Source organism: Polaribacter sp. 11A2H (assembly GCF_011379025.1).
Lineage (GTDB): Bacteria > Bacteroidota > Bacteroidia > Flavobacteriales > Flavobacteriaceae > Polaribacter.
The window spans coordinates 151,166-174,874 of sequence record NZ_WTLD01000007.1 but is presented as its reverse complement, the minus strand read 5'-3'; the positions used below and the strand labels follow the sequence as shown (position 1 = coordinate 174,874).

Annotated in this window: 22 protein-coding genes; 14 read left to right on the top strand and 8 right to left on the bottom strand. The window is 30.6% G+C overall.

All coding sequences use genetic code 11. From position 1 onward, the window contains the following. The 7 genes from GQS58_RS11135 to GQS58_RS11105 form a co-directional block, all read left to right on the top strand. A partial coding sequence (locus GQS58_RS11135) for an ester cyclase (RefSeq protein WP_205860419.1) occupies nt 1-407 on the top strand: 407 nt, incomplete at its 5' end. Nucleotides 408-485: 78 nt separating this feature from the next. Continuing rightward, on the top strand, nt 486-1,502 hold the full coding sequence (locus tag GQS58_RS11130; protein ID WP_166385844.1) for a cupin domain-containing protein: 1,017 nt from the start codon (nt 486-488) through the stop codon (nt 1,500-1,502). Nucleotides 1,503-1,685: 183 nt separating this feature from the next. Continuing rightward, nucleotides 1,686-2,972, top strand: coding sequence for a histidinol dehydrogenase (hisD, locus tag GQS58_RS11125; RefSeq protein WP_166385842.1), 1,287 nt, complete (start codon nt 1,686-1,688; stop codon nt 2,970-2,972). A 66-nt stretch (nt 2,973-3,038) separates the two neighbouring features. Continuing rightward, the gene (locus GQS58_RS11120; protein ID WP_166385840.1) at nt 3,039-4,649 is read left to right on the top strand and encodes a sodium:solute symporter family transporter; all 1,611 of its coding nucleotides are present in this window, start codon (nt 3,039-3,041) and stop codon (nt 4,647-4,649) included. Between the two features lies 1 nt (nt 4,650). Continuing rightward, nucleotides 4,651-5,394 (top strand): SDR family NAD(P)-dependent oxidoreductase, encoded by a 744-nt coding sequence (locus tag GQS58_RS11115; protein WP_166385838.1) that lies wholly within the window; start codon nt 4,651-4,653, stop codon nt 5,392-5,394. Nucleotides 5,395-5,399: 5 nt separating this feature from the next. Then, entirely contained in the window at nt 5,400-6,416 is a 1,017-nt protein-coding gene (locus tag GQS58_RS11110) for a nuclear transport factor 2 family protein (protein ID WP_166385836.1), read from the top strand. Nucleotides 6,417-6,597: 181 nt separating this feature from the next. Beyond that, nucleotides 6,598-7,320 carry a tRNA1(Val) (adenine(37)-N6)-methyltransferase gene (locus tag GQS58_RS11105; RefSeq protein ID WP_166385834.1) on the top strand — a complete coding sequence of 241 codons (723 nt, stop codon included), beginning with the start codon at nt 6,598-6,600 and terminating at the stop codon, nt 7,318-7,320. 102 nt (nt 7,321-7,422) lie between these two features. On the opposite strand, the gene GQS58_RS11100 is transcribed toward GQS58_RS11105, so the two are convergent. Beyond that, on the bottom strand, nt 7,423-8,790 hold the full coding sequence (locus tag GQS58_RS11100; RefSeq protein ID WP_166385832.1) for a saccharopine dehydrogenase family protein: 1,368 nt from the start codon (nt 8,788-8,790) through the stop codon (nt 7,423-7,425). 74 nt (nt 8,791-8,864) lie between these two features. Between GQS58_RS11100 and GQS58_RS11095 the strand changes: the two genes are divergently transcribed. The 5 genes from GQS58_RS11095 to GQS58_RS11075 all read left to right on the top strand — a co-directional run bounded on the left by GQS58_RS11095 (nt 8,865) and on the right by GQS58_RS11075 (nt 12,009). After that, nucleotides 8,865-9,248, top strand: coding sequence for a DUF423 domain-containing protein (locus GQS58_RS11095; protein ID WP_166385830.1), 384 nt, complete (start codon nt 8,865-8,867; stop codon nt 9,246-9,248). An 89-nt stretch (nt 9,249-9,337) separates the two neighbouring features. Next, nucleotides 9,338-10,948, top strand: a complete 1,611-nt coding sequence (gene pckA, locus GQS58_RS11090) for a phosphoenolpyruvate carboxykinase (ATP) (protein ID WP_166385828.1) — start codon at nt 9,338-9,340, stop codon at nt 10,946-10,948. A gap of 154 nt (nt 10,949-11,102) precedes the next feature. Continuing rightward, on the top strand, nt 11,103-11,435 hold the full coding sequence (locus tag GQS58_RS11085; protein ID WP_166385826.1) for a YtxH domain-containing protein: 333 nt from the start codon (nt 11,103-11,105) through the stop codon (nt 11,433-11,435). 1 nt (nt 11,436) lies between these two features. Next, nucleotides 11,437-11,784, top strand: coding sequence for a hypothetical protein (locus GQS58_RS11080; protein WP_166385824.1), 348 nt, complete (start codon nt 11,437-11,439; stop codon nt 11,782-11,784). Between the two features lie 24 nt (nt 11,785-11,808). Further along, nucleotides 11,809-12,009 carry a DUF6327 family protein gene (locus GQS58_RS11075; protein ID WP_166385822.1) on the top strand — a complete coding sequence of 67 codons (201 nt, stop codon included), beginning with the start codon at nt 11,809-11,811 and terminating at the stop codon, nt 12,007-12,009. Nucleotides 12,010-12,027: 18 nt separating this feature from the next. On the opposite strand, the gene GQS58_RS11070 is transcribed toward GQS58_RS11075, so the two are convergent. After that, nucleotides 12,028-13,053 carry a helix-turn-helix domain-containing protein gene (locus GQS58_RS11070; RefSeq protein ID WP_166385820.1) on the bottom strand — a complete coding sequence of 342 codons (1,026 nt, stop codon included), beginning with the start codon at nt 13,051-13,053 and terminating at the stop codon, nt 12,028-12,030. A gap of 325 nt (nt 13,054-13,378) precedes the next feature. Between GQS58_RS11070 and GQS58_RS11065 the strand changes: the two genes are divergently transcribed. Continuing rightward, complete coding sequence (locus GQS58_RS11065; protein ID WP_166385818.1) at nt 13,379-13,540, top strand: DUF1328 family protein; 162 nt, start codon at nt 13,379-13,381, stop codon at nt 13,538-13,540. Between the two features lie 120 nt (nt 13,541-13,660). Here the strand turns inward: GQS58_RS11065 and GQS58_RS11060 are convergent, their stop codons facing one another. The 6 genes from GQS58_RS11060 to GQS58_RS11035 all read right to left on the bottom strand — a co-directional run bounded on the left by GQS58_RS11060 (nt 13,661) and on the right by GQS58_RS11035 (nt 22,380). Further along, nucleotides 13,661-16,075, bottom strand: coding sequence for a sodium-translocating pyrophosphatase (locus GQS58_RS11060; protein ID WP_166385816.1), 2,415 nt, complete (start codon nt 16,073-16,075; stop codon nt 13,661-13,663). A 279-nt stretch (nt 16,076-16,354) separates the two neighbouring features. Beyond that, nucleotides 16,355-16,888, bottom strand: coding sequence for an inorganic diphosphatase (locus GQS58_RS11055; RefSeq protein WP_166385893.1), 534 nt, complete (start codon nt 16,886-16,888; stop codon nt 16,355-16,357). A gap of 129 nt (nt 16,889-17,017) precedes the next feature. Then, nucleotides 17,018-19,528, bottom strand: a complete 2,511-nt coding sequence (locus tag GQS58_RS11050) for a DUF5686 family protein (protein WP_166385814.1) — start codon at nt 19,526-19,528, stop codon at nt 17,018-17,020. Between the two features lie 248 nt (nt 19,529-19,776). After that, on the bottom strand, nt 19,777-20,757 hold the full coding sequence (locus GQS58_RS11045; protein WP_166385812.1) for a pyruvate dehydrogenase complex E1 component subunit beta: 981 nt from the start codon (nt 20,755-20,757) through the stop codon (nt 19,777-19,779). 109 nt (nt 20,758-20,866) lie between these two features. After that, entirely contained in the window at nt 20,867-21,835 is a 969-nt protein-coding gene (locus GQS58_RS11040) for a phosphoethanolamine transferase (RefSeq protein WP_166385810.1), read from the bottom strand. A gap of 143 nt (nt 21,836-21,978) precedes the next feature. Further along, nucleotides 21,979-22,380, bottom strand: a complete 402-nt coding sequence (locus GQS58_RS11035; protein WP_166385808.1) for a phosphoethanolamine transferase domain-containing protein — start codon at nt 22,378-22,380, stop codon at nt 21,979-21,981. A gap of 473 nt (nt 22,381-22,853) precedes the next feature. Here GQS58_RS11035 and GQS58_RS11030 point away from each other — a divergent pair, with 473 nt between their 5' ends. Then, a complete protein-coding gene (locus GQS58_RS11030; protein WP_166385806.1) occupies nt 22,854-23,600 on the top strand; it encodes an electron transfer flavoprotein subunit beta/FixA family protein in 747 nt (248 codons plus the stop codon). Nucleotides 23,601-23,709 lie beyond the last annotated feature (109 nt).

The following is a 23,709-nucleotide window of genomic DNA, read 5'->3' as shown; positions in this document are numbered from 1 at the left end:
GCCAAGAACGGTTCTGGGATGAAAAAAATATGATGTGGTACGGTCCATCTGGCATTGGCACTACAAGGGGATTAAAAAAAAAAAAAAAAAATCATCAAGTACCTTTTATAACCGCTTTTCCAGACCGAGGAATTACAGAAAAACAAGGTGAGGATCACTTTACACAAATTGGCGAAGGTAACTATTCTTGCGATTTTGGTTTTCCTGCAATGTATGGTACCCATACTGGAGATGGTTGGCTAGGGTTAAAAGCAACGGGAAAAAGAATAACCTTACGAGTAGTAGATTACTGGAGGCGTGAAGGCGATCACTTAAAAGAAAATTGGGTATTTATTGATATGCCTCATGTATTAAAGCAATTGGGAATTGATGTATTTAAAGAACTTAAAAATCTTAAAAAGGACTAATAATTATCTTTTTAAAGTCTAAAGTAATTGCATTAATTAGAGGAAACTCACAAAATAACTGAACTAAAAATATACAGTATGCTTAAAGAAAGATTAATAAGATATAGCGATTTAATGCCCTGTAAAGCCGCATTTATAGATGCTAAAACACCAGGGAGTCATTTAAAAGATAATTATAGCATTATTGGTGGTGGAGTATCTGAGAGCACACATCAAAAGGTAAATCTTTCTGAAAAACATGGTTTTTGCATTGGTGCTGGAGGGCAACCACCTAGAGTTAAAAATTCTCCACATTCTCATTTTACAGCAGAGGTTTTTATTGTGTATAGTAGTCATTGGAGATTTTATTGGAACAATGATGAAAAAAGTGAAATTATCTTACATCCGGGAGACATTATATCATTACCAACCAACATGTTTAGAGGTTTTGAAAATGTAGGTGATGAATACGGAATGATCTTTTCGGTTTTAGGACATGATGATGCTGGTGGAGGTGTAGTTTGGTTACCACGTGTAATAGAAGAAGCCAAAGATTATGGTTTAATACTTTTAGAAAACGGAAAATTAGTAGACACTACTATTGGAGAAAAAATTCCTGAAGGATCAAAAGCGATAGCTCCTTTAACAGAAAGTGACTTAAATAAATTTGATCAATATACTGTAGAAGATATGAAACAGCATGTAGGTTTTGTTGGTACGTATAAAGCATCTAATTTTAAAGGTTTTCCAAATAAAACACCAGAAACGTTAAGATGGATTGATGTTTTGGGACCTAAAGATAGCAATGATCACAAATTTTCGGTAAAACAAGGAGACCCAAACGGAGATGGTTTTAATGTATTTGGCTTACAAAGTGACGCTACAGGAACTACAGGAAAATATAAACGTAACGAGGTAGAGGTTTTGTTTATACATCGTGGTCAGTTTGAGATTTTCTGTTCACATAATGGAGAAGAAATTACGGAAACGTTAAATGATGGTGATATTTTTACTTTTCCAAAAGGATCTGTAAGGAATATTACCGCTAAAACATACGGATTCGCATACTTGGTAGTAGGAGAAGATTATCCTAAAGCACCACAATTGGTTTCGTGAAAAAAATAAACGAGATAGAATCATCATTCATTTTTTACTTGTTCTATAATTTTAGATAGAGCTCAGTAAAACCGTCGGTTTCTTGTAAATAGTTAATTATAGTATTTAAATTATAAAAATAGCAGTACAGCAGTATAAAGAGATTTAGCATTTTTCAATAACAATAAATAAACACCAATACAAATGGCAATTAGATACATTAAAAAAGGAATGGCAGCAGAAGAATCTGCAGCAGATCAATTAAAAACAAGAAAAATAGTAGAAAGTATTCTTTCTGATGTAGAAAATAGAGGAGATGAAGCAGTAAGAGAATTATCTGCTAAATTCGATAAATGGAGTCCAGCAGCTTTTAGACTTTCAAAAGATGAAATTCAAGAGATCATTTCTAAAGTATCAGACAAAACAATTGAAGACATTAAATGGGCACAAGCACAGGTGCGTCGTTTTGCTCAAATACAAAAATCTGCTTTAAGAGATATAGAAATAGAAACCATTCCGGGAGTAATTTTAGGTCATAAAAATGTACCTGTAAATAGTGTTGGTTGTTATGTGCCAGGTGGTAGATATCCTATGGTTGCGTCTGCTCATATGAGTGTACTAACGGCTAAAGTTGCTGGTGTAAAAAAAGTGATCGCTTGTACACCTCCAGACCCAAAAACAGGAGTGCCACCGGCAGAAACAGTAGCAGCAATGTATTTGGCTGGTGCAGATGAAATTTATATTTTAGGAGGAGTCCAAGCAATGGCAGCAATGGCTTATGGTTGCGTAGGTATGGATCAAGTAGATATGATTGTTGGACCAGGAAACCAATACGTAGCAGAAGCAAAAAGACAATTATTTGGAAGAGTAGGTATTGATTTACTAGCAGGACCAACAGAAACGTTAGTAATTGCAGATGATACAACAGATGCAGAAATGGTGGTTACAGACCTTTTAGGTCAGGCAGAACATGGCCCTAATTCTCCTGCTATTTTATTAACAAATAGTGAAACTTTGGCGTTACAAATTGAAGATGAAGTAAAAAAACAATTAAAAGTATTGTCTACGGCAGATTTGGCAAGTAAGTCTTGGGACGATTATGGAGAAGTTATTTTGGTTGACAGTTATGAAGAAATGGTAACGGTGGCAGATGATATTGCTAGTGAACATGTTCAGGTTAATACTAAAGATCCTCAGTATTTTAAAGACAATATGACCAATTATGGTGCTTTGTTTTTAGGAAATAGAACAAACGTTGCTTATGGAGATAAAGCAATTGGTACCAATCATACCTTGCCTACAAAAAAAGCAGCTCGTTTTACAGGAGGCTTATGGGTAGGTAAATTTATTAAAACTTGTTCTTATCAAAATATAATTACAGATGAAGCGAGTGTTTTAGTCGGTAATTACTGTTCACGTTTATGTGAAATAGAAGGTTTTGAAGGGCATAAAAAACAAGCTGATATCCGTGTTGAGAGATATAGTAAATAAGCTTAGTTCTTAAGTAGTTTTTTAGAAAACAAAGGTTATTTTCATTATTAATTAGAAAAGGATATTATGGACAAGTTTGGAGTGCTTAATTGGTCAATTATTATAGTTTATTTAATCGCTAATTTATTATTGGGGTTTATTTTATCAAAAAAAGTGAATACTGCTAACGATTTTTATATTGGTAGAAAAACAACACCTTGGTGGGCTATTGGTATTTCTGTTTTAGCAACTTATGTAAGTGCTATGACTTTTTTAGGCGCTCCTGCCTGGTCTTATAAAGCTGGTTTATCCGTTATTGCAATTCATCTTAATTATCCATTAGTTATTATAATTGTAATGTCTTTGTTTGTTCCCTTTTTTATGCAAACAGGTGTTATTTCTATTTATGAATATCAAGAGAAACGCTTCGGAAAAGCATCAAGAACAGTTATTTCTGTGATATTTTTAGTCACTCAATTATTATCTTCTGCGGCTGTATTATATGGGTCTGCGCTAGTTATTGGTTATATAACGGGGATAGACGTAGTTACTAGTATAATTGTAGTATCAATTATTACATTAGTTTACACTTCTTTAGGAGGGATTACGGCTGTAATTTGGACAGATGTATTTCAGTCAGGAATATTTTTGGTAGCTGGTTTTATCGTCCTTTTTGTGCTGATAAATCAATTACCAGACTCTTTAATAGATACGCTTTCTAGCTTAAAAACAAAAGGAAAGATTAATCCTATAAATTTAAGTACAGACCCAACTGTAGATACTACTATTTGGGCAGGTATTATTGCTATGACTGTGTATCACGTAACTATTTATGGAGCAAACCAAATGATGATGCAAAGAACATTGGGAGCTAAAAATATAGGCGATGCTAAAAAATCGTTGGCTTTAATGGGGTTTGCAGCATTTTTTATCTATTTTTTATTCATATTTATAGGTGTGTTGTTTTACCAGTATTACCAAGGTAGAGAGTTTGATAATGACAATACAATTATGTTAGAATTTGCAGAAACAGTAGGGTTTCCTGGTTTTATAGGTATTATAGCCGCAGCAGTATTATCTGCAAGTATGTCTAGTTTATCATCAGCATTAAACTCGCTTTCTACAATTTCTACAAGTGGTTTTTATCAAAAGTATTTTAAACCTAATGAATCATCAAAACACTATTTAAGGGTTGCAAGAATTTCAACTGTTTTTTGGGCTATTTTAATAATTATACCTGCTATTGCTTTTTCTAGTACTACAGGTTCTATATTAGAACTGATTACCAAAATAGGTTCTTATTTTGTAGGCGCAAAACTAAGCATGTATATGTTAGGTTTTTATTCTAAACAAACAACAGAAAAAGGACTGTTGGTTGGAGTCGCTTTTGGTTTTATCGTGTTATATTTTGTACATGAATATACAGATATTGCTTGGACTTGGTATGCCGTTATTGGTGGGGTAGTTAATATTTTTGTTTCCATCATTGCAAGTCTTATTATTGATGGTAAACAAACAGAATGGTCACTGTATTCAATTCCTGGTCAGAAAGCAAAATTTAAATCAGAAAATAAACCAGAAAAAGAAAATGGTTGGTACGTTGTTCCTGGAAAGTTAGACAAAGTAAGTTATTATTTATTAGGCTTTTTTGTAGTAACAATCATATTTTTATTATCATTTGAAAACTTTATTAATTAAAATGAAACCAATAAAAACAGCTTTAGTTACAGGAGGAAGTGGAGGCATTGGCTCAGAAATATGCAAACAATTGGCATTGGCAGGTTATGTAGTTATTGTAAATTATAACAGCAACAAAGAAAATGCTTTAAAAACATTGCACAGCCTTAAAAATTCTGAGCAACATCATATATTTAAAGCGTCTATAACAAATAGCAACGAATTGTCTGATATGGCTAATTTTGTAAAAACAACTTTTGGTTTTTTAGATGTGTTAGTCAATAATTCAGGAGTTACTAAAGCAGTACCGCATGAAAATTTAGATGACTTGGAGGATGATTTTATAGATCAAATTATGAAAGTTAATTTTCGAGGAACTTTTGCTACCATAAGAGCTTTTAGAAGTCTTTTAGAAAAAGGAAAAAACCCCATTGCAATTAATATATCTTCTATTGCTGCAAAAACGGCAGTTGGTAGCAATGTTGCATATTGTGCTTCAAAAGCCGCTGTAGATTCTTTAACTATGAGTTTAGGGCGCGCATTGGCTCCAAAAATAAGAGTAGTTTCCTTGTCTCCTGGTTGGGTAAATGGTGCTTACGCTAAAAACTTACCAAAAGAATACATTAAAGAACAAGAAGACAAAACACCATTAGGCAGAATTGCAGAGGCTGAAGATATTGGAAAAGCTTTAGTGACCATTGCAGAATCATTTACATTTTCTACAGGTTGTATTTTTCCAGTAGATGGAGGAAGACCTTTAACTTAATTTTTATGAAAAATAATTTTCAACACGCAAAAAGCGTAGTTCGTGCATATTATGAATCTTTTGATAATGCATCAGATAACAATTTAGAACAGGTATTAAAAGAACATACAACTAACGATTACCATTGGAGAGGAATGCATCCATTCTATGAACAATATGGTGCTAAAGATGTAATATCTAGTTTTTGGAAACCCTTTAGAAAATCGTTTGCTCCTTTACAAAGAAGAGAAGATATGTTTTTTGCTGGAGATAACGATTGTGATTCAGGAAAAACTCAGTGGGTGGTTAGTGTAGGGCATTTAGTTGGTTTGTTTGATGCCGATTGGTTAGGTATTCCGCACACGGGTAAAATGATTTTCTTACGATATGCTGAGTTTCATAGAGTAGAAGGTGATAAAATTGCAGAAACAGCATTATTTTGTGATATATTAAGTGTTATGGATCATGCAGGTCATTATCCATTACCTCCTATGACGGGATCTGCTTTTGTTTATCCTGGACCTCGAACTCATGATGGACTCCTTTTTGAAGAGCAAGATCCTAAAGAAGCAGAAAAAACGATGAGCGTTCTAAATCAAATGATTGCAGATTTAGATGAAATTAATAAATCTGGTGATGACAATTGTCCTCCAGAATTATTAGCAAAAACATGGAATGAAGACATGGTTTGGTACGGCCCTACTGGTATAGGCGCTTCTTATACAATTAAGAGATATCAAAAGCAGCATCAATATCCTTTTAGAGAGAATTTAACAGAGAAAGTATTTTATGGTCATATTGCACGTTTTGCAGAAGGCAATTATTGTGGTTTCTTTGGATGGCCAAACTTGTCTAATAAAAATAGTGGCGGCTTTTTAGGGCTTCCTAAGAGTGATGTTAAAGCAGAAATGAGAGTTGTAGATATCTATAGAAGAGAGGGAAATAAACTAGCAGAAAACTGGGTATATATTGATGTTTTGTACTATTTATACCAGCAAGGTTTAGATGTGTTAGGTAGAATGCAAAAGATGAATAGTAAATAGTTTATTTAGGGCTACTTAAACTTAAATTAAGATATCACCTAGTTTTTTTTGTGGTAATCTCTAAGATATAAAAGGTTCTAATGCCTTACTTTTTACAAGAAAGTATTTATAGAAAAAAGTATATAGGTTAAAAAATTCTGTGTTAAATTGCACAGAATTTTTTATTTAAAATTATTTCATAATGTCAAAACCATTCAAATTTAAAGAATTTACAATTCAGCAAGATAAAACGGCCATGAAAGTTGGTACAGACGGAGTTTTATTAGGTGCATGGTGTTCTGTGGATGCTTATCCGGATACAATTCTAGATATTGGTGCTGGTACAGGAGTAATTGCTTTAATGATTGCACAACGCTGCGATGCTATGACAATTGATGCTGTTGAGGTTGATGAAAATGCCTATGAACAAACCGTTGCAAATTTTGAAGAATCTGATTGGGGAGACCGTTTGTATTGCTACAATGCCACTTTTACAGAATTTGCAGAAGAAATTGCAGAAGAGGAAGAAACGTATGACTTAATAGTTTCGAATCCGCCATTTTACACGGATGATTTTGAAACTGAAGATACTGCAAGAAATAAAGCGCGTTTTACTTCTTCTTTGTCTTTTGATGAATTGATTGTAGGTGTATCTAAAATATTATCTAAAAACGGTAACTTTTCTGTAGTGATTCCTTTTAAAGAAGAAGAAAGTTTTATCAACCTAGCTAAAGAAAATAATTTGTTCTTGAATCGAATTTGTAGAGTTCAAGGCAATAAAACATCAGAAATAAAAAGATGCTTGTTAGCCTTTTCTTTTGATGAAACTGAAATACAAGAAGAGAGTTTAATTATAGAAATTGAACGTCATAAATATACAGAGGATTATATTAATTTAACGAAGGATTTTTATTTGAAAATGTAGTTTAGTTAAACGCTAAGGGCGCAAAGTGTTTTGCAAAAGACGCAAAGAAAATGACTTTTACTCCGTGAATCTCTGCGAAAATACTCTGTGTAACAACAAACTTTATCCAACCACATAATTAGGGTTATATCCCAAATAAGGAACTTCTTTCTCTATAAATTTAATTCCGTAAATTTCTAATTCCTTTAAAATAGGTTCATAAACTTCTTTTGTTATAGGTAGTAGAACACCAGGGGTTTTAATTTCTCCTTTTAAAATTTTTAAAGCAGCAATTGCAACAGGTAAGCCTACTGTTTTTGCCATGGCTGTATATGTTTGGTTTTCTCCAATAACCACTAAACTACTTTCTATTTGATGCTTTTTACCATCAATTTCATAACCAAAAAGATGCTGCATTACAATCATATCTTTATCATCTTCTTGTAAAGTCCAAGAATCTTCTAATATTTTTTGTAGCATTTGTGCAGGAGTCGCATTTTTTAATAGAATTCGTTTCTTCGGGTTAAAAAGATCAAGCTCAACTAATTTTTCCCACATTACATCATCTTGATCTATCTTTAAATAAGAACGTAATTTTAACTCAACAGAATCCGAAGGAGAATAGGCTAAAAATAAGTTTACAAAATCTCTATAACTCATGTTTTCAGAATCTTCAATAGTATAAGAATCATCGGTCATGCCTAATTGTACAAAAATGTTCCAAGCCCTAGAGAAACCCACTTTTCTAATAGTTCCTCTGTACATTGTAGGTATATTATCTAAGCCATAAACACTTCTGTATTTTAGAGAATCTCTATTGCCGTAAGCTTCAAAATTGCTATCATTAATTTTTAAAAACTCAGTTCTTCTAAATAATTTATGGTACGGAATGTATTTATAAGTACTTTCTTGAATAAACATTGCAGCACCACCTTGTCCTGCTAAAACCACGTTTCTTGGGTTCCATGTAAATTTATAATTCCATAAATTGTTATCGCTTTCTGGGGCTACTAATCCTCCACAAAAAGATTCGAATAATAACATTTTAGCACCTTGGTTTCTAATTTTATCGAGTATTTGCATGGCACTCATGTGATCGATTCCTGGGTCTAAGCCAATCTCATTCATAAGAACCAATCCTTTTTCCTTTGCAGCTTTATCTAAAGCTTTCATTTCATCAGAAACATAAGAAGCCGTAACCATGTGTTTACTAAAAAGAATACAATCTTTTGCTACCTCAATATGAAGTCTTGCGGGTAGCATAGAAATTACAATGTCAGTTTTTTCAATAAATTCTTGACGTTGTTTTTTATTAAAAATATCTAGAATAATGCTCTTTGCATTTTTATGATTATTGATAATTTTATCTGCATTAACTGTAGAAATATCTCCAATAATTATCTTTAATTTTTCTTCATCAGATTTTTCTAATAAATACTTTATTAGAAAAGAACTCGATTTTCCTGCACCAATAATTAGAATGTTTTTCATAAGATAAAAGATGTATTTTTGTGTAGCATACGAAGATACGTTAATTGTTTAAAATTTAACAAAAACCATTAAAAATGTTTAAAAATTTAATTATTACTTCTTTTTTAGGAATGTTTGCTATTGTTTTAGGTGCTTTTGGAGCACATGCTTTAAAAGAAATTTTATCTGCTACAGAATTATTGAGCTTTGAAACCGCTGTTCGTTATCAAATGTATCATGTAATTGTATTGTTATTTGTTAATACGTACGATGGATTTACTACTTCACAAAAAAATAAGATTAGTTATATTTTCTTTTTAGGAATTCTATTATTTTCAGGTTCTATTTATGCGATTCATTTAACAGCAATCACAGCAAAATCTATTTGGTTTGTTACGCCATTAGGAGGATTAACATTAATAATTGGTTGGTTTTTAATGATTATGGTATTCTTTAAGAAATTAAGGAAAAATATGTGATTTCATATTTTTTACATCAAATAGACTGCCGTTTAGAATTAAAGTGTAATTTTGTAAGCAATTAATCTATAAAAATTAAAAACATTGATATGGTAGATACAAGTACGAAATCGATTTCGTTAAATAGTCTAGGAATCAAGAATGCAACAGTTCGTTATCAGTTAACTTCAGATGAGTTACATAATGAAACTGTTAAAAAAGGGCAAGGAGTTGTGTCTTCTTTAGGAGCAATTGCTGTAAATACCGGTGAATTTACTGGGCGTTCCCCAAAAGATCGTTTTATAGTAAAAGACGAAGTAACCAAAGATGAGGTTTGGTGGAGTGATATTAACATTCCTTTTGATTCTAAAAAGTTTGATGCTTTATATACAAAAGTTGTTGATTATTTGTCTGAAAAAGAAATTTTTGTAAGAGATAGTTATGCTTGTGCAGATGAAGATTATAAATTAAATATTAGAGTTGTAAACGAGTTTCCTTGGAGCAATATGTTTGCTTATAATATGTTTTTACGTCCTACAGAAAAGGAATTAGAAACTTTTTCTCCAGAATGGACTGTAATTAATGCTCCTGGTTTTATGGCAGATCCAGAAGTAGATGGAACACGCCAACACAATTTTGCAATTTTAAATTTTAGTAAAAAAATTGCTTTAATAGGAGGAACGGGATATACTGGTGAAATTAAAAAAGGAATCTTTTCTGCTTTAAATTTTATTCTACCTGTTTATAAAAATACATTACCAATGCATTGCTCTGCAAATGTTGGTAAAGAGGGTGATACTGCTATTTTCTTCGGATTATCGGGTACCGGAAAAACAACGTTATCTACAGATCCAGAAAGAAGTTTAATTGGTGATGATGAACATGGTTGGACTGCAGAAAACACGGTCTTTAATTTTGAAGGTGGTTGTTATGCAAAAGTGATTAATTTATCAGCAGAACAAGAACCAGAAATTTTTGCAGCTATTAAAAAAGGTGCAATTCTAGAAAATGTGGTTATGGATGATAAAGGAGTTATCAATTTTGCAGATACTTCTATTACTCAAAATACCAGAGTTAGTTACCCAATTCATCATATAGAGAATATACAAATACCATCCATAGGAAAAAATCCAAAGAATATTTTCTTTCTAACTGCGGATGCTTTCGGTGTTTTGCCTCCAATTTCTAAATTAACACCCAATCAGGCAGCTTACCATTTTATTTCTGGTTATACCGCAAAAGTAGCAGGTACAGAAGCGGGAGTTACGGAACCAACACCAAGTTTTTCTGCTTGTTTTGGTGCTCCTTTTATGCCATTACATCCAACAAGATATGCAGAAATGCTAAGTAAGAAAATGAAAGATGCTGGTGTAAATGTTTGGTTGATAAATACAGGTTGGTCTGGAGGCCAATACGGAGTAGGTAGAAGAATGCCTTTAAAATATACAAGGGCAATGATTACGGCTGTTTTAAATGGCGATTTAGGAAGCTATAAATATGAAGATTATCATATACATTCTGTTTTTGGAGTTGCACAACCAAGATCTTGTCCTGGAGTGCCAACAGAACTGTTAAGTCCAAGGTCTACATGGAATAATGATGAAGCTTATTATAAGACAGCCTTTAAACTGTCTAACGCATTTAGAAATAATTTTACACAGTTTGAAGAAGCTGCAAGTGAAGACATACGTAGGGGAGGACCTCAACGATACGCATTTTAGTAGTTTTTGTTTTTTAGGAAAGCACCTCAATTTGAGGTGCTTTTTTTGTTTGCGTTAATATTAGATTTTTTTGAGTTAAGCTTAAAGGTATTAATACTGTAACTTTGTACAAGTGAAACACACATATTAGTTTAACATTAAAAAAAATAAAGACATGAGCAATAGTAGCAACACAGTAGTAGGATTATTAGCAGGAACAGTAATAGGAGCAACTTTAGGTATTTTGTTTGCACCAGATAAAGGAGTAAAAACAAGAAAAAGAATTTCTGACGAGGCTTTACATGCTAAAGATAAAATTGTAGAAACAGCAAGTGATTTAACAGACAGAGTTTCCTCTTCAGTAGTAGGTCAGAAAGAAAGTTTAGACACGCAATTAGAAAATGTAGTATCTAATGTTAGTCATAAAGCAGAAGATGTAATTTCTACCTTAGAGAAAAAATTGAAAGAACTGAAAGAACAAAATAAAAAATTACAAAAATCTGCCTAATATGAGCATATTAGATAATTTAAAAAGTTCTGCAGATACAGGAACAGATGCAAGCAAGCAGTTTATTTCTAAAACTTTTGAACATACAAAGTTAAAAGCTTTTCAAGTAACTGCTTTAACCCTTAGTATGATTATCAAACTTTTTATTATTGGAAGTTTGATAGTTTTAGGGTTTTTATTTTTAGCAATTTCTGCATCAGTAGGATTGGGACAATACCTTGGCAATGTTGCTTTTGGGTATTTGATTGTTGGATCATTCTTCTTAGTTATTTCTTTATTATCTTATTTTCTTAGAAAATCTTTTGATAAAAAAGTAATCACCATAGTATCTAAGATATTTTTTGATTAATTAATAGCACCTAAACAACACGCAATGAAAACATATAGAAGTTTTGAAGAAATAGAAATAGATTTAAAGCAGTTGTCTCTAGAAAAACAAATAGCTTTAGAACAACTTAAAATAGTGAAAAGTGATTTTGAAGAAAGTTTAAAACCGATGAACATAATAAGTAACGGACTTAGCTTTTTTGGTAAGTTTGGTACTTTAATGTTTATAAAGAAAATTTTTAAATAGCACCCTTTTATAAGGGAACTAAACCACTGTTAACAGTTTTTTCTTAAAACTGTTTGGGGTAATACCATACTTTTCTCTAAAAATTTTAGAAAAGTAACTCCTACTACTAAAACCAATACTGTAAACAATTTGAGATATATTTAAATCTGTGTTTTTTAAAAGATCTCTTGAAGACTCTAAGCGAATATGTCTTATATATTCTGTAACAGTTCTATTGTATAAAAACTTAAAACCATCTTGTAGTTTGGCTTGTGTTAATCCAGAATCTAATGAAAGATCTTCTAGAGTGTAATTTTTAGCAGGATTTTTTACAATTGTTTTACCTAGTTTACGCACAATTTTTAACTCATCCTTGGCAAGAGACTTAGGTAAAGTAACACCTTCTAGAAGTCTATTGTGTTGTTGAATATGTAAAGATAATACTTCATAAACTCTCGCTTCAATTTTTAGAATACGCAGCATTCCTTTTCCCTTTACATTTTTTATTTGCGTAATAATGTCAGCCATTTTTAAATTAAGAGTACCGTAATTTATAAATCTATGATCATGATCGGTATCTACAAAAACTTCGTATAATTTTTCATTTAATGTAGAAACGTTTGTAGTTCTTTTTTTTAAAAATTTCTTTCTAACAATCTCTATAAGATTAATTTCTACTTTTTCATTCTTAGGTAAATGGATATAATTATAACCATCTGTTTTATTGGTGAAAATTAAGGATTGAAATTGGTCTATTTTACTTTCCTTATTATCAATGCCAAATCGGTGTTTAAAAGAACCAAATGAAGGGTACATAAATCGAAGAGGATTAAATTCTGGAACTGCTTGAATTTTAAAAATAAATTCTTTGTGTAGTTTTAGATCAAAATCTAACAAGTTTACACCCCAATCGAAAGGTATAAAACGAATAGTTCCAATAGCGTTTTCATTATTAATTGTAAGTACATTTTCACTCCAATTACTATTAACAGAACCTCCTATTTTTATAGCAATTTGCTCAAGTAAATCTTTGTCACTATCAGCAATTATTTCAATCTCAATCATTGTAGCAAAGTATTTTAAAGGAACAATTATTTAATGTTCAGTTCAAAGAATAAAAATAGTTTAAATTTTAATAACAAAGTTGACTTTTTTATCAATATTTATATTTTTCTCTATTCTTATAAAAATTGTAATGGTAGTTATTAAGTATTAGAGAAAAACTTAAATGAGTTAAAATTTAGATTATATGCAATCACAACTAAAGCTTAATTGGAATATATTTGTATAACAGTTAGTTAGTTAGTTAGTTAGTTGAAAAAAAATTAGATAGATGTACATCGTTTGGCATCATTAAAGTAAGCAAGCGTTCATTTAAAATATTAAAATTATGTTACGTTGGACAGTCACTTTTATAATAATCGCATTAATAGCAGGTGTTTTAGGATTTGGAGGAATTGCAGGAGCTGCAGCAGGAATAGCTAAAATTATTTTTGTAATCTTCATTATTCTTTTCTTAATATCTTTAATTACAGGAAGAAAAAAAGTATAATTCTTATTTTAATTCCAATTAGATATTGGCATATAATACTTGTTAAAAGTAGAAAGCATCCATTTCGAAGGTTTCGAATGGATGCTTTTTTTTATGAAATGATGTGAGAATTTTTAATTATTATTTAAGAGTAACCTCTTTTTCTTTTTTTATGATATTTACAGATGTTACTTTTCCTGCTTCTTCTGATTTCTTTTCAATTTCAGGAACAGTTATTTCTGTTTTTTGAATGCCTTTAGTAGTAACAATTTTAGCCGTTTTACTTGTAGTCATTGACAATTCTCCAGTAGTTTTTTTAATATCAAGCTTAACTTCTTTTTTAATTTCTTCACTATGAGTTTTTGCATCAGAATGTCCTCCTAAAATAGGGGCAATTACTAAACCAATTAAGCAAGTAAGTTTAATTAATATATTCATAGATGGCCCAGAAGTATCTTTAAAGGGATCACCAACTGTATCGCCGGTAATTGCAGCCTCATGAGCAGCAGAACCTTTATGAGTCATCTCTCCATTAATCATCACTCCAGCTTCAAAAGACTTTTTAGCATTGTCCCAAGCTCCACCAGCATTATTCTGAAATATGGCCCATAAAACACCACTTACTGTTACACCAGCCATATAACCACCTAACATCTCTGCTATCATTAAATTATCCATGCCAAATAGCATAGGTAGAAATGCAATAACTAAAGGAAAACCAATTGTTAATAAACCTGGCAACATCATTTCTCTTAGAGAAGCTTTTGTAGAAATAGCAACACATTTATCATATTCTGGCTTTCCTGTACCCTCCATAATTCCTGGAATTTCAATAAATTGTCTTCTTACTTCATAAACCATTTCCATTGCAGCTTTACCTACAGCATTCATTGCTAAAGCAGAGAATACTACAGGTACCATTCCACCAATAAACAACATGGCTAAAACGGGTGCTTTAAAAATATTAATTCCGTCTATTCCTGTAAAAGTTACATAGGCAGCAAATAAAGCCAATGACGTTAATGCGGCAGAAGCTATAGCAAAGCCTTTACCAGTTGCTGCTGTTGTATTACCTACAGAATCTAATATATCTGTACGTTCTCTTACGATAGGGTCTTGTTCGCTCATTTCTGCAATACCACCAGCATTATCTGCTATTGGTCCAAAAGCATCAATAGCTAATTGCATAGCTGTAGTTGCCATCATTGCAGATGCTGCCATTGCAACACCATAAAACCCTGCTAATGCATAAGAAGACCAAATTGCCGCTGCGAATAATATTACTGTAGGAAAAGTAGAAATCATTCCTGTTGCTAAACCAGCAATAATATTTGTACCAGCTCCAGTTGCAGATTTTTGAACAATATTTAAAATTGGTTTTTTACCTAAACCTGTATAATATTCTGTTACTGCAGATATAATACCTCCAACAAATAAACCGACTAAAGTTGCATAAAAAACACGCATTGAAGATATATTTTTAGATACATTTCCTCCTGTTTCAAAGAAATTCATTTTCATTGTTTCTGGCAACATATAGTTTACCAAAACGTAACAAGAAATGGCAACTAAGGCAATTGAAAACCAATTTCCTTTATTTAAAGCTCCCATTACTTGAGATTCTTTAGCGTTATTATCTTTAATGCTAACGAACATGGTGCCTATTAAAGAAATAATAATTCCAACACCAGCTATTGCCATAGGCAATAATATAGGACCAATAGAACCAAAATTCTTAAATATAGCAATGTCGTTTACTTCAATAATATAGTTTCCTAAAACCATTGCAGCTAAAACAGTTGCTACATATGAACCAAATAAATCGGCACCCATTCCAGCAACATCACCAACATTATCACCAACATTATCTGCAATTGTAGCAGGATTCCTCGGGTCATCTTCTGGAATACCAGCTTCTACCTTACCAACTAAATCTGCACCAACATCTGCTGCTTTGGTATAAATACCACCACCAACTCTTGCAAATAAGGCAATAGATTCTGCACCCAATGAAAAACCAGCTAATGTTTCTAAAACAATTGTCATTTTATCTACAGAAAAAGTTTCTTCTGCGCCACCCATAAAGTAATTGTAGAAAATGATAAAAAAAACGGTTAATCCTAATACAGCTAAACTGGCTACACCAAGCCCCATAACGGTACCACCTCCAAAAGATATTTTTAAAGCATTTGGCAAACTAGTTTTTGCCGCTTGTGTAGTTCTTACATTTGTTTTGGTGGCAATTCTCATTCCTATATTTCCTGCAAAAGCAGAAAAAAATGCTCCAAAAATAAAGGATACAACAATTAAAATATGTGTTGTAGGCACCATAAACGAAACTGCTGTTAAGGCTATACTTACAATAACTACAAAAATAGCAAGTAACTTATATTCTGCATTTAAGAAAGCAAGTGCTCCTTCATGGATGTAATCGGATATTTCTTTCATTTTGCCATCTCCGGCATCTTGCTTCATTACCCAGTTTTGTTTAATCCACATGTAGATTAATCCAATAATAGCCATTGCTATTGGCATATAAATCATCATTGATTCCATATAATTGTTTTTATTAAATTATTATTAAGTAAAAGTAATAAAATCAACTTAATAAAAAAAGACTATATAATTTAAAGATAATGTATTTAAAAGTTGTTTATTTTATATTATCTATACTATGACTTATGTCAGCTTTTTTAGTAAATTCTATCAAATTTAGATATTCTTTTGCTTGTTATAATAACTATAATCAATATAAACCGTTTTGAGTTTTTAAATTTTGAACAAAAAAAAGCACCTTAAAAAATTAAGGTGCTTTTTACTTTTATTGAAATTTACTTAGATAGTAAATGTTCTTTTTTTCTTGTGTTCGCTATCATCATAACGTTTAACACATTCATCATAAATTTTAATTGCTGCAGTAGCATCTCCCCAACCACCAGTATCAACTTTTTTCTTTTCTAAGTCTTTATAAACTTGAAAGAAATGCTCTATTTCTTTTAATCTGTGAGGATTTAAATCTGCAATATCTTCTTTGTTACTCCAAATAGGATCAGAAACAGGTACACAAATTATTTTTTCATCAGGACCTTTTTCATCCGTCATATAAAAAACTCCAATAGGTCTAACTTCCATAACAACCATTGGGTAGGTTGGTTGATGTCCTAAAACTAAAACGTCTAGAGGATCTGAATCTAGAGCCAAAGTTTCTGGAATAAATCCATAATCACCTGGGTACATCATAGAAGAAAATAACATTCTATCAAATCTAATTTTATGTAATGTAAAATCGTATTCGTATTTATTTCTACTTCCTTTTGGTATTTCTATAAGTACATCAAAAGTTATTGGGTTTTTTGGTTCTTTACTCATTGTCTTAGGTTCTTTCATTTTTTGGTTTTACACAAAAATAGTTATAAATTAAATTTTATTTCAGTTTTTAGGGCGTAAATTTACGCAAAGGATTTCGATTGAGTTCTTAAAAGACATCAATATCTTATTTTAAAAATTAAATAGCAATCCTGCTGTTACTCCAAATTTTCTTGCTTCAGAATTATCAAAGTAGTTTCCTCTAAAGTTAAAATCTACTCGTAATACCTTAAAAATATTAGCAACTCCAACACTGTATTCATAATAAGGTTCTTGAGAAGGAGCTGTTAAGGGTATCTGAAAACTATTAGGAGTTGTGTTTAATGCAACGTTTTTGTCAGAGATATCTCCTAAAAATGTTTTAAAACCTATTACTGTTCTTAACTTAGTCTTTTTTAATAGTGGAATTCTAGAAAAAATTCTACCATTAAAATTATGTTCTAAATGAAAGGAAGCATATCTATCTGTTACAAATTCGTAGAAATTTAGTAGGTTAAAGGTATTGTTAAACATAAAATAAGTTTGATTTCCTGGAGCAACACTTAATAAGCCTAAAGGAACTTCGCCAAAAGTTTGTCCCATTTCTAAAGAAGTTTTTAACCTTCCGAGACCACCAATTTTCCATAATTTAAATAAGGAAACTTGCACTTTAGTATAATCAAAATCACTACCAAAAATATCTTTAGTTCCTCTTGTTATTTGGGTGAAATATTGTGTGTAATTAGTGTTTGCAGCTTCTCTCTGTACTCCAAAACCAGACATTTTTCTTTTAGGATAATAGCCCAAAGAAAAAACAGTTTCTAATTGTCTTATGTTAGATGAAATTCCAGATGGAGCGGTAACATCATTATAATCTAAACTAAAACTATCTGAAGCTGAATTTAGTGTTTTGTAATTTGCAGAAAGCTTTAATATTAAATTTGGAGTTGGTTCTATTTCTCCTGTAAGTGTAGTAATATTAATATTTGTTAGTTTGTCATTTGTACCAGTGCTAATTAATGATGAAGAACCGTCACTTCTGCCTAAAACATCTGTATTTGCGGTTAAAGTAGCTCCAATTTGTTCAATATCATTTTTCTTACCACCTGTAATTACAAATCTATTTTTTTTATTTACAAGCCATTTTGCTTGAAATCCATATTTTAAATTCTTATCTTTTAAACCATAAGCAGTATAGGCTTCTAGTCTAAATAAATCATTTGAAGATTTATAAGTTCTAGCACCAACCCTTACACGCAATCCTTCTACGTCATTATATCCAAAAGTAGAAAAAATAGGGCCATAATCTATGTTTAAAGATTCTATTTCAAAATATCCAGAATACATGGTCTGAACAGCTTTGTTGATGTTTTTAAATTTTTTAACCGTTTTTAAAGTATCTATTAATTTATAGATTCCTTTTTCGTTTTTATTGAGTTCTTCTAATCTATTATTGTCCCAAAACTCTCTAGATTTACTATATATGGAATCGTTGTTTGGGGTAAAAACTTTTTTATCATAAAAGTTTTCATCTTTTAATGGTTTATTGAAAACATAATCTTTATAAATGGTAGTTTTTTTACCATAAACTCCTCTCGATTTATCTTTTTTACTAAGTGCAAAATCAGATAATAAATAGTCTCTTTTTAAGACAAAAATAGAATCGTTTAACAATTCAAACTCTTGCTCTATATACACATCTTTTACCCAGTTTATATTGGCATTTTTTACGACTTGTAAATTAATTTCTTTTACAGCAAATGTGGAATCATTTACCCAGAAATTACCTTTAAAAGTAAGTTCATTTTGTCTTCTAGGATAGTAAATAATATTATAGCACCATTTTTTACCTATATAAGAGCTATCTGCCAAAACATAATTGTAATTATTGATTCCTGTTTTAGACAATGGGCTCACAAAGCTTTTATCGAATATTTTTAAATAATTGTCATAAATATCATATTTAGCATATAAATCATCTACATAATCGATAAGTTGTTGGTCTTTACTAAAACCAGAGTTTTGGTTTGCAATTAAAACTTCTTTTTCTTTATTTATAGTATTGTCTCCATATACTTGCGTAAGATTTTCGTTTAAAAAAACAGGTAAAAAAGTTTTCCCAGTTATGCTAGAGGTATCTATATCTTTAAAAACAAATTCTAATCCTTTAAATATTTTTTTTCCTTTTAATTTTTCATCAATAGTATTTAAATCAAATTCTACTTTTTGATATTTCTTATAGCTATATTGATTAAAATGACTTAAACCATTTTTACGTTTTTGAGCCCAAATTTTTCTAAGAATATCTATTGCAGGATTGTTTTTTTTGGGTTGTTTGCCTGTTGCTATTATAATTTCATCTAAAGCATCTGTTTCTTCTTCAAGTATAATTTTTAAGTTGTAGCTAATTCTGTGTTCTAAAGGTACTATTTGTGTTTTATAACCAATAAACGAAACTTCTATTTCTTTCCAAGTTTCTTTAGATTCAAAATAAAAACCACCGTTTTCATCACTTGTGGTTCCTTCTATGGAGCCCTTAAATTGTATACTGCAATAGGGAAGAGGAGTGTTGTCTGCATCTGTTATAATTCCTTTTACCTTTGTTTGTGCTAATAAAGAAATAGAAAATAGTAGAGTATAAATTAAAGCGAATTTTATTTTCATTAGTAAGAATAATTCTTGATGTTTTTTTGTGAATAAATAACGTAATCGTTCATTAATTATTTCCTAGTCGGTGTATTATTTACGCCCTTACTAAAAAAAAGGTATAATGTTTGTTGTGTAGTATTTAGAAGTAGAAAATACGTGAGATTTAGATACTGTAGAAGTACTGACTGTGTAAAATTGCCAAATAAAAAAAAGACTAATAAAATATATTTATTAGCCTTTTTTATCAATTTATTGAAGTTGTCTTATTTTTTATACATTACTTCTTTTACCGCTTTTATAACGTCTTTATAATTTGGTATCCATTTCTCAAATAATACAGGAGAATAAGGAGCAGGAGTATCTGCAGTAGTAATTCTTTTAATAGGAGCATCTAAATAATCAAATGCTTCTTCTTGTACTCTGTAAGTTATTTCTGTAGAAATACTAGCAAATGGCCAAGATTCTTCTAAAATAACTAATCTGTTTGTCTTTTTTACTGAAGTTAAAATAGCAGCATGATCCATTGGGCGTACTGTTCTTAAATCAATAATTTCACAAGAAATATTTTCTTTAGCTAATTCATCAGCAGCTTTATAAGCTTCTTTAATAATTTTACCAAAAGAAACGATAGTTACATCTGTTCCTGCTCTTTTAATGTCTGCAACTCCAATAGGGATAATGTATTCTCCTTCTGGGATTTCCATTTTATCACCATACATTTGTTCAGACTCCATAAAAATAACCGGATCGTCATCTCTAATAGCTGCTTTTAATAAACCTTTTGCATCATAAGGATTAGAAGGTACAATAACCTTTAAACCTGGTGTGTTTGCAAACCAGTTTTCAAATGCTTGTGAGTGAGTTGCACCTAATTGACCAGCAGAACCTGTAGGTCCTCTAAAAACAATTGGGCAATTAAACTGTCCACCAGACATTTGTCTAATTTTTGCAGCATTATTTATAATTTGATCAATACCAACCAAAGAGAAGTTAAAAGTCATATACTCTACAATTGGTCTAAGACCATTCATTGCAGAACCAACTGCAACCCCAGCAAAACCAAGCTCAGCAATAGGTGTGTCTATAACACGTTTAGCACCAAACTCATCTAACATACCTTTAGATGCCTTGTAGGCACCATTATATTCTGCAACTTCTTCACCCATTAAATAAATGCTTTCATCTCTGCGCATTTCTTCACTCATGGCTTCACAAATTGCCTCTCTGAATTGAACTGTTTTCATCTAGTATTATTGTAATTAGTAATTTCAATTGCAAAAGTAAGGAATTATATATAAAAAAAATAGTCAAAAAAAGAAAATAATAATATCAATATTATGTTTTTATCGGTTTCTATTGAAAATGAAATATACTGGATTCTTTAGGGTATTCAAATCCTTTTATTTCAGACAAATCTAGGATGCTGTAGAAGAGGAAATCTGTGGAGATTGAATTGTTTTTGTTCAAATTAAGATTTTCTACTTTTTTAGGATTTTTTTGTTTAAAATTTTCAGAATACCAAACCAACATTGCAGGATTTTCTGAGGCTTTATGTTTTTGAGCATGAAACCATTTACCGTCTTCACCTAAAATTTCTACATGGTCTGAAAGGTATATTAATATGGTATTCTTAGAAGATTTTTTTAAATCTTCGATAATTTTATTTAAAAAAGAATCTAAATACAAAATGGTATTATCGTAAGAATTTATAAGTGCTGTTTTAGAGGAAGATCCTACATATTTACTGGTTACTATTGGTTTGTATACGGTAGAATTTTCATCGAATCTACTATTGTAGTACCAATGACTCCCTATCATATGAAGGGTTGTTATTTTATTTCCTTTAAAATTTTTAGTAAGATCTATGTTATTTAATATTTCTAAATCTTTTTCTTTTTTAAAGCTTAAAACGGAATGGAATTTATCTATAATTTGTATTTTATCATTGGTGTTCACTATGTCTTCGTAGCTTTTTTCTAATGATTGATTTCCAATCCATGTTGTTTTAAAAGCTGCTTTGTTAAGTACACTATACAAACTAGTTGCGGTGTTTAAAGTGTCTATAATAGACTTATCTGTTAGAATTTGTGGTACGCTAATAGCGGTGTACGTTAATGGAGTATAGATATTTTTGTAACTAATTATATTTTTTTGATGCTCTAATAAAGGAGTTGTTTTCCGGTGATATCCATTTAAAGAAAGGTGATCTGCTCTTACCGATTCTCCAAGAACAAAAACAATATGTAAGTCGTCTTGTGTACTTACAATATGTTTATCTACATCTTCTAAAATTAAATCTGCTTTTGCTAAATATTGTTTCACACTAAAAAATGCAGAGTACGGTAATCTTCGTTTAAGAGCGCCAAAACGATAATTTTCAACCATAAAAAATGTAATTATTCCAAGTATCGATAAAACAAATAAAGGCGATTTTATAGTATTCTTTTTAAGTTTTGTATATGTTTTTAAAATGATAAATACAGCAAGCATAGCAAGCAGTATATATATATTAAAAATAGCCAACTAAATACATCTACTGCAATATCTAAATTGGTTTCAGAAATGGCTTGAATCATGCCAAAATCTATACTAATATCTTGAGTGTACACCCAAAATGATAAACAAGCACATATTAAAAATAGAATAGGAAAAAGTAGAATAAATACTCTTTTAAATAAACTTAAAATATATATAAAACCAAATACAGAAAACTGAAGTAACAGAAAATGTATTACGTAGATAAAAAATGCTTTTACAGTACCAAAAGGTACATGAACATAACAGGCAATCGTTATAAATAGAGCTACAAAGATATTTAGTAGTAAATGAAACTGAATTTCTTTTTTATAAACTTTTATTTTTTCCATTTAAAAAGGGTACATATTTGTTGATTAATAATAAAATAAGATCTTTTAATAAAGGTTGAATTAAAGCTAAAATAACTCTTGTGTTTTTCCAATGAATCCTAAGCTTTTTAGAGTTTTCTTGATGAAAAATGCCTGCTAGTATAAAAAAAACGAAAGTAAACTATAAATATAATTCTCAATTAAAGAAATCTATCTCCGTAAAAAACTAGAATGATACCAAAACCTTTAATTTGGTCAATCCAATTTATTCTTTTTTGATTTGAAATTAGAGCGCTGATATTTTTTTGAAATTTTATTTTACTATTAATTTTATTTTAACTGTAAAGAACATACTTTTTTTACATTTTATTAAATAAATGTATCTTCTTAATGTGAAAAAGTTAAATAATTGAAAAAAATACTATGCATGCATAGTATTTTTTTAAAAAATTACGTATTTTCGTTGCAGATAAAAAGTATAAAAATAGAATTTTATGAAAATATTGGTTTGTATTAGTCATGTTCCAGATACCACATCTAAGATTAATTTTACAGAAAACGATACAAAATTTGATACAAATGGTGTACAGTTTGTTATTAATCCTTACGATGAATTTTGTTTAACAAGAGCCATGTGGTTTAAAGAAAAACAAGGTGCTTCTGTAACAATTGTAAATGTTGGTGGTCCAGAAACAGAACCTACATTGCGTAAAGCTTTAGCAATAGGAGCCGATAATGCAATACGTGTAAATGTAAACCCAACAGACGGATTTCAAGTAGCAAAAGAATTAGCAGCAGTTGTAAAAAATGGCGAATATGATTTAGTATTGGCAGGAAAAGAATCTGCAGACTATAATGGTCAAATGGTTCCTGGAATGTTAGCGACGTTAACCGATTTTAATTTTATAAATGGTTGTGTTGGTATAGAAGTAGACGGAACAGCTGTTACTGCAACTAGAGAAATAGATGGAGGAAATGAAACTTTATCTACAAGTTTACCTTTAGTAATTGGTGGACAAAAAGGAGTGGTAGAAGAAAAAGATTTACGTATACCAAATATGCGTGGAATTATGATGGCACGTAAAAAACCATTAGAAGTGGTAGAGCCAGTTAGTAATGAAGCATCAACAAGTATTAAATCTTTTGAAAAACTACCAGCAAAAGGAGCAGTAAAATTAGTAGATGCAGATAATGTAGATGAGTTAATTAGCTTATTGCATAACGAAGCAAAAGTAATATAAATATAATGTGTAACAGTTTAAGTGTTAAATTGTGTAACTGCAAAAAAGATTACTCAAAAACTACACAATTAAACGAATAATCAATTACACAATTAAAAAAAATAAATAT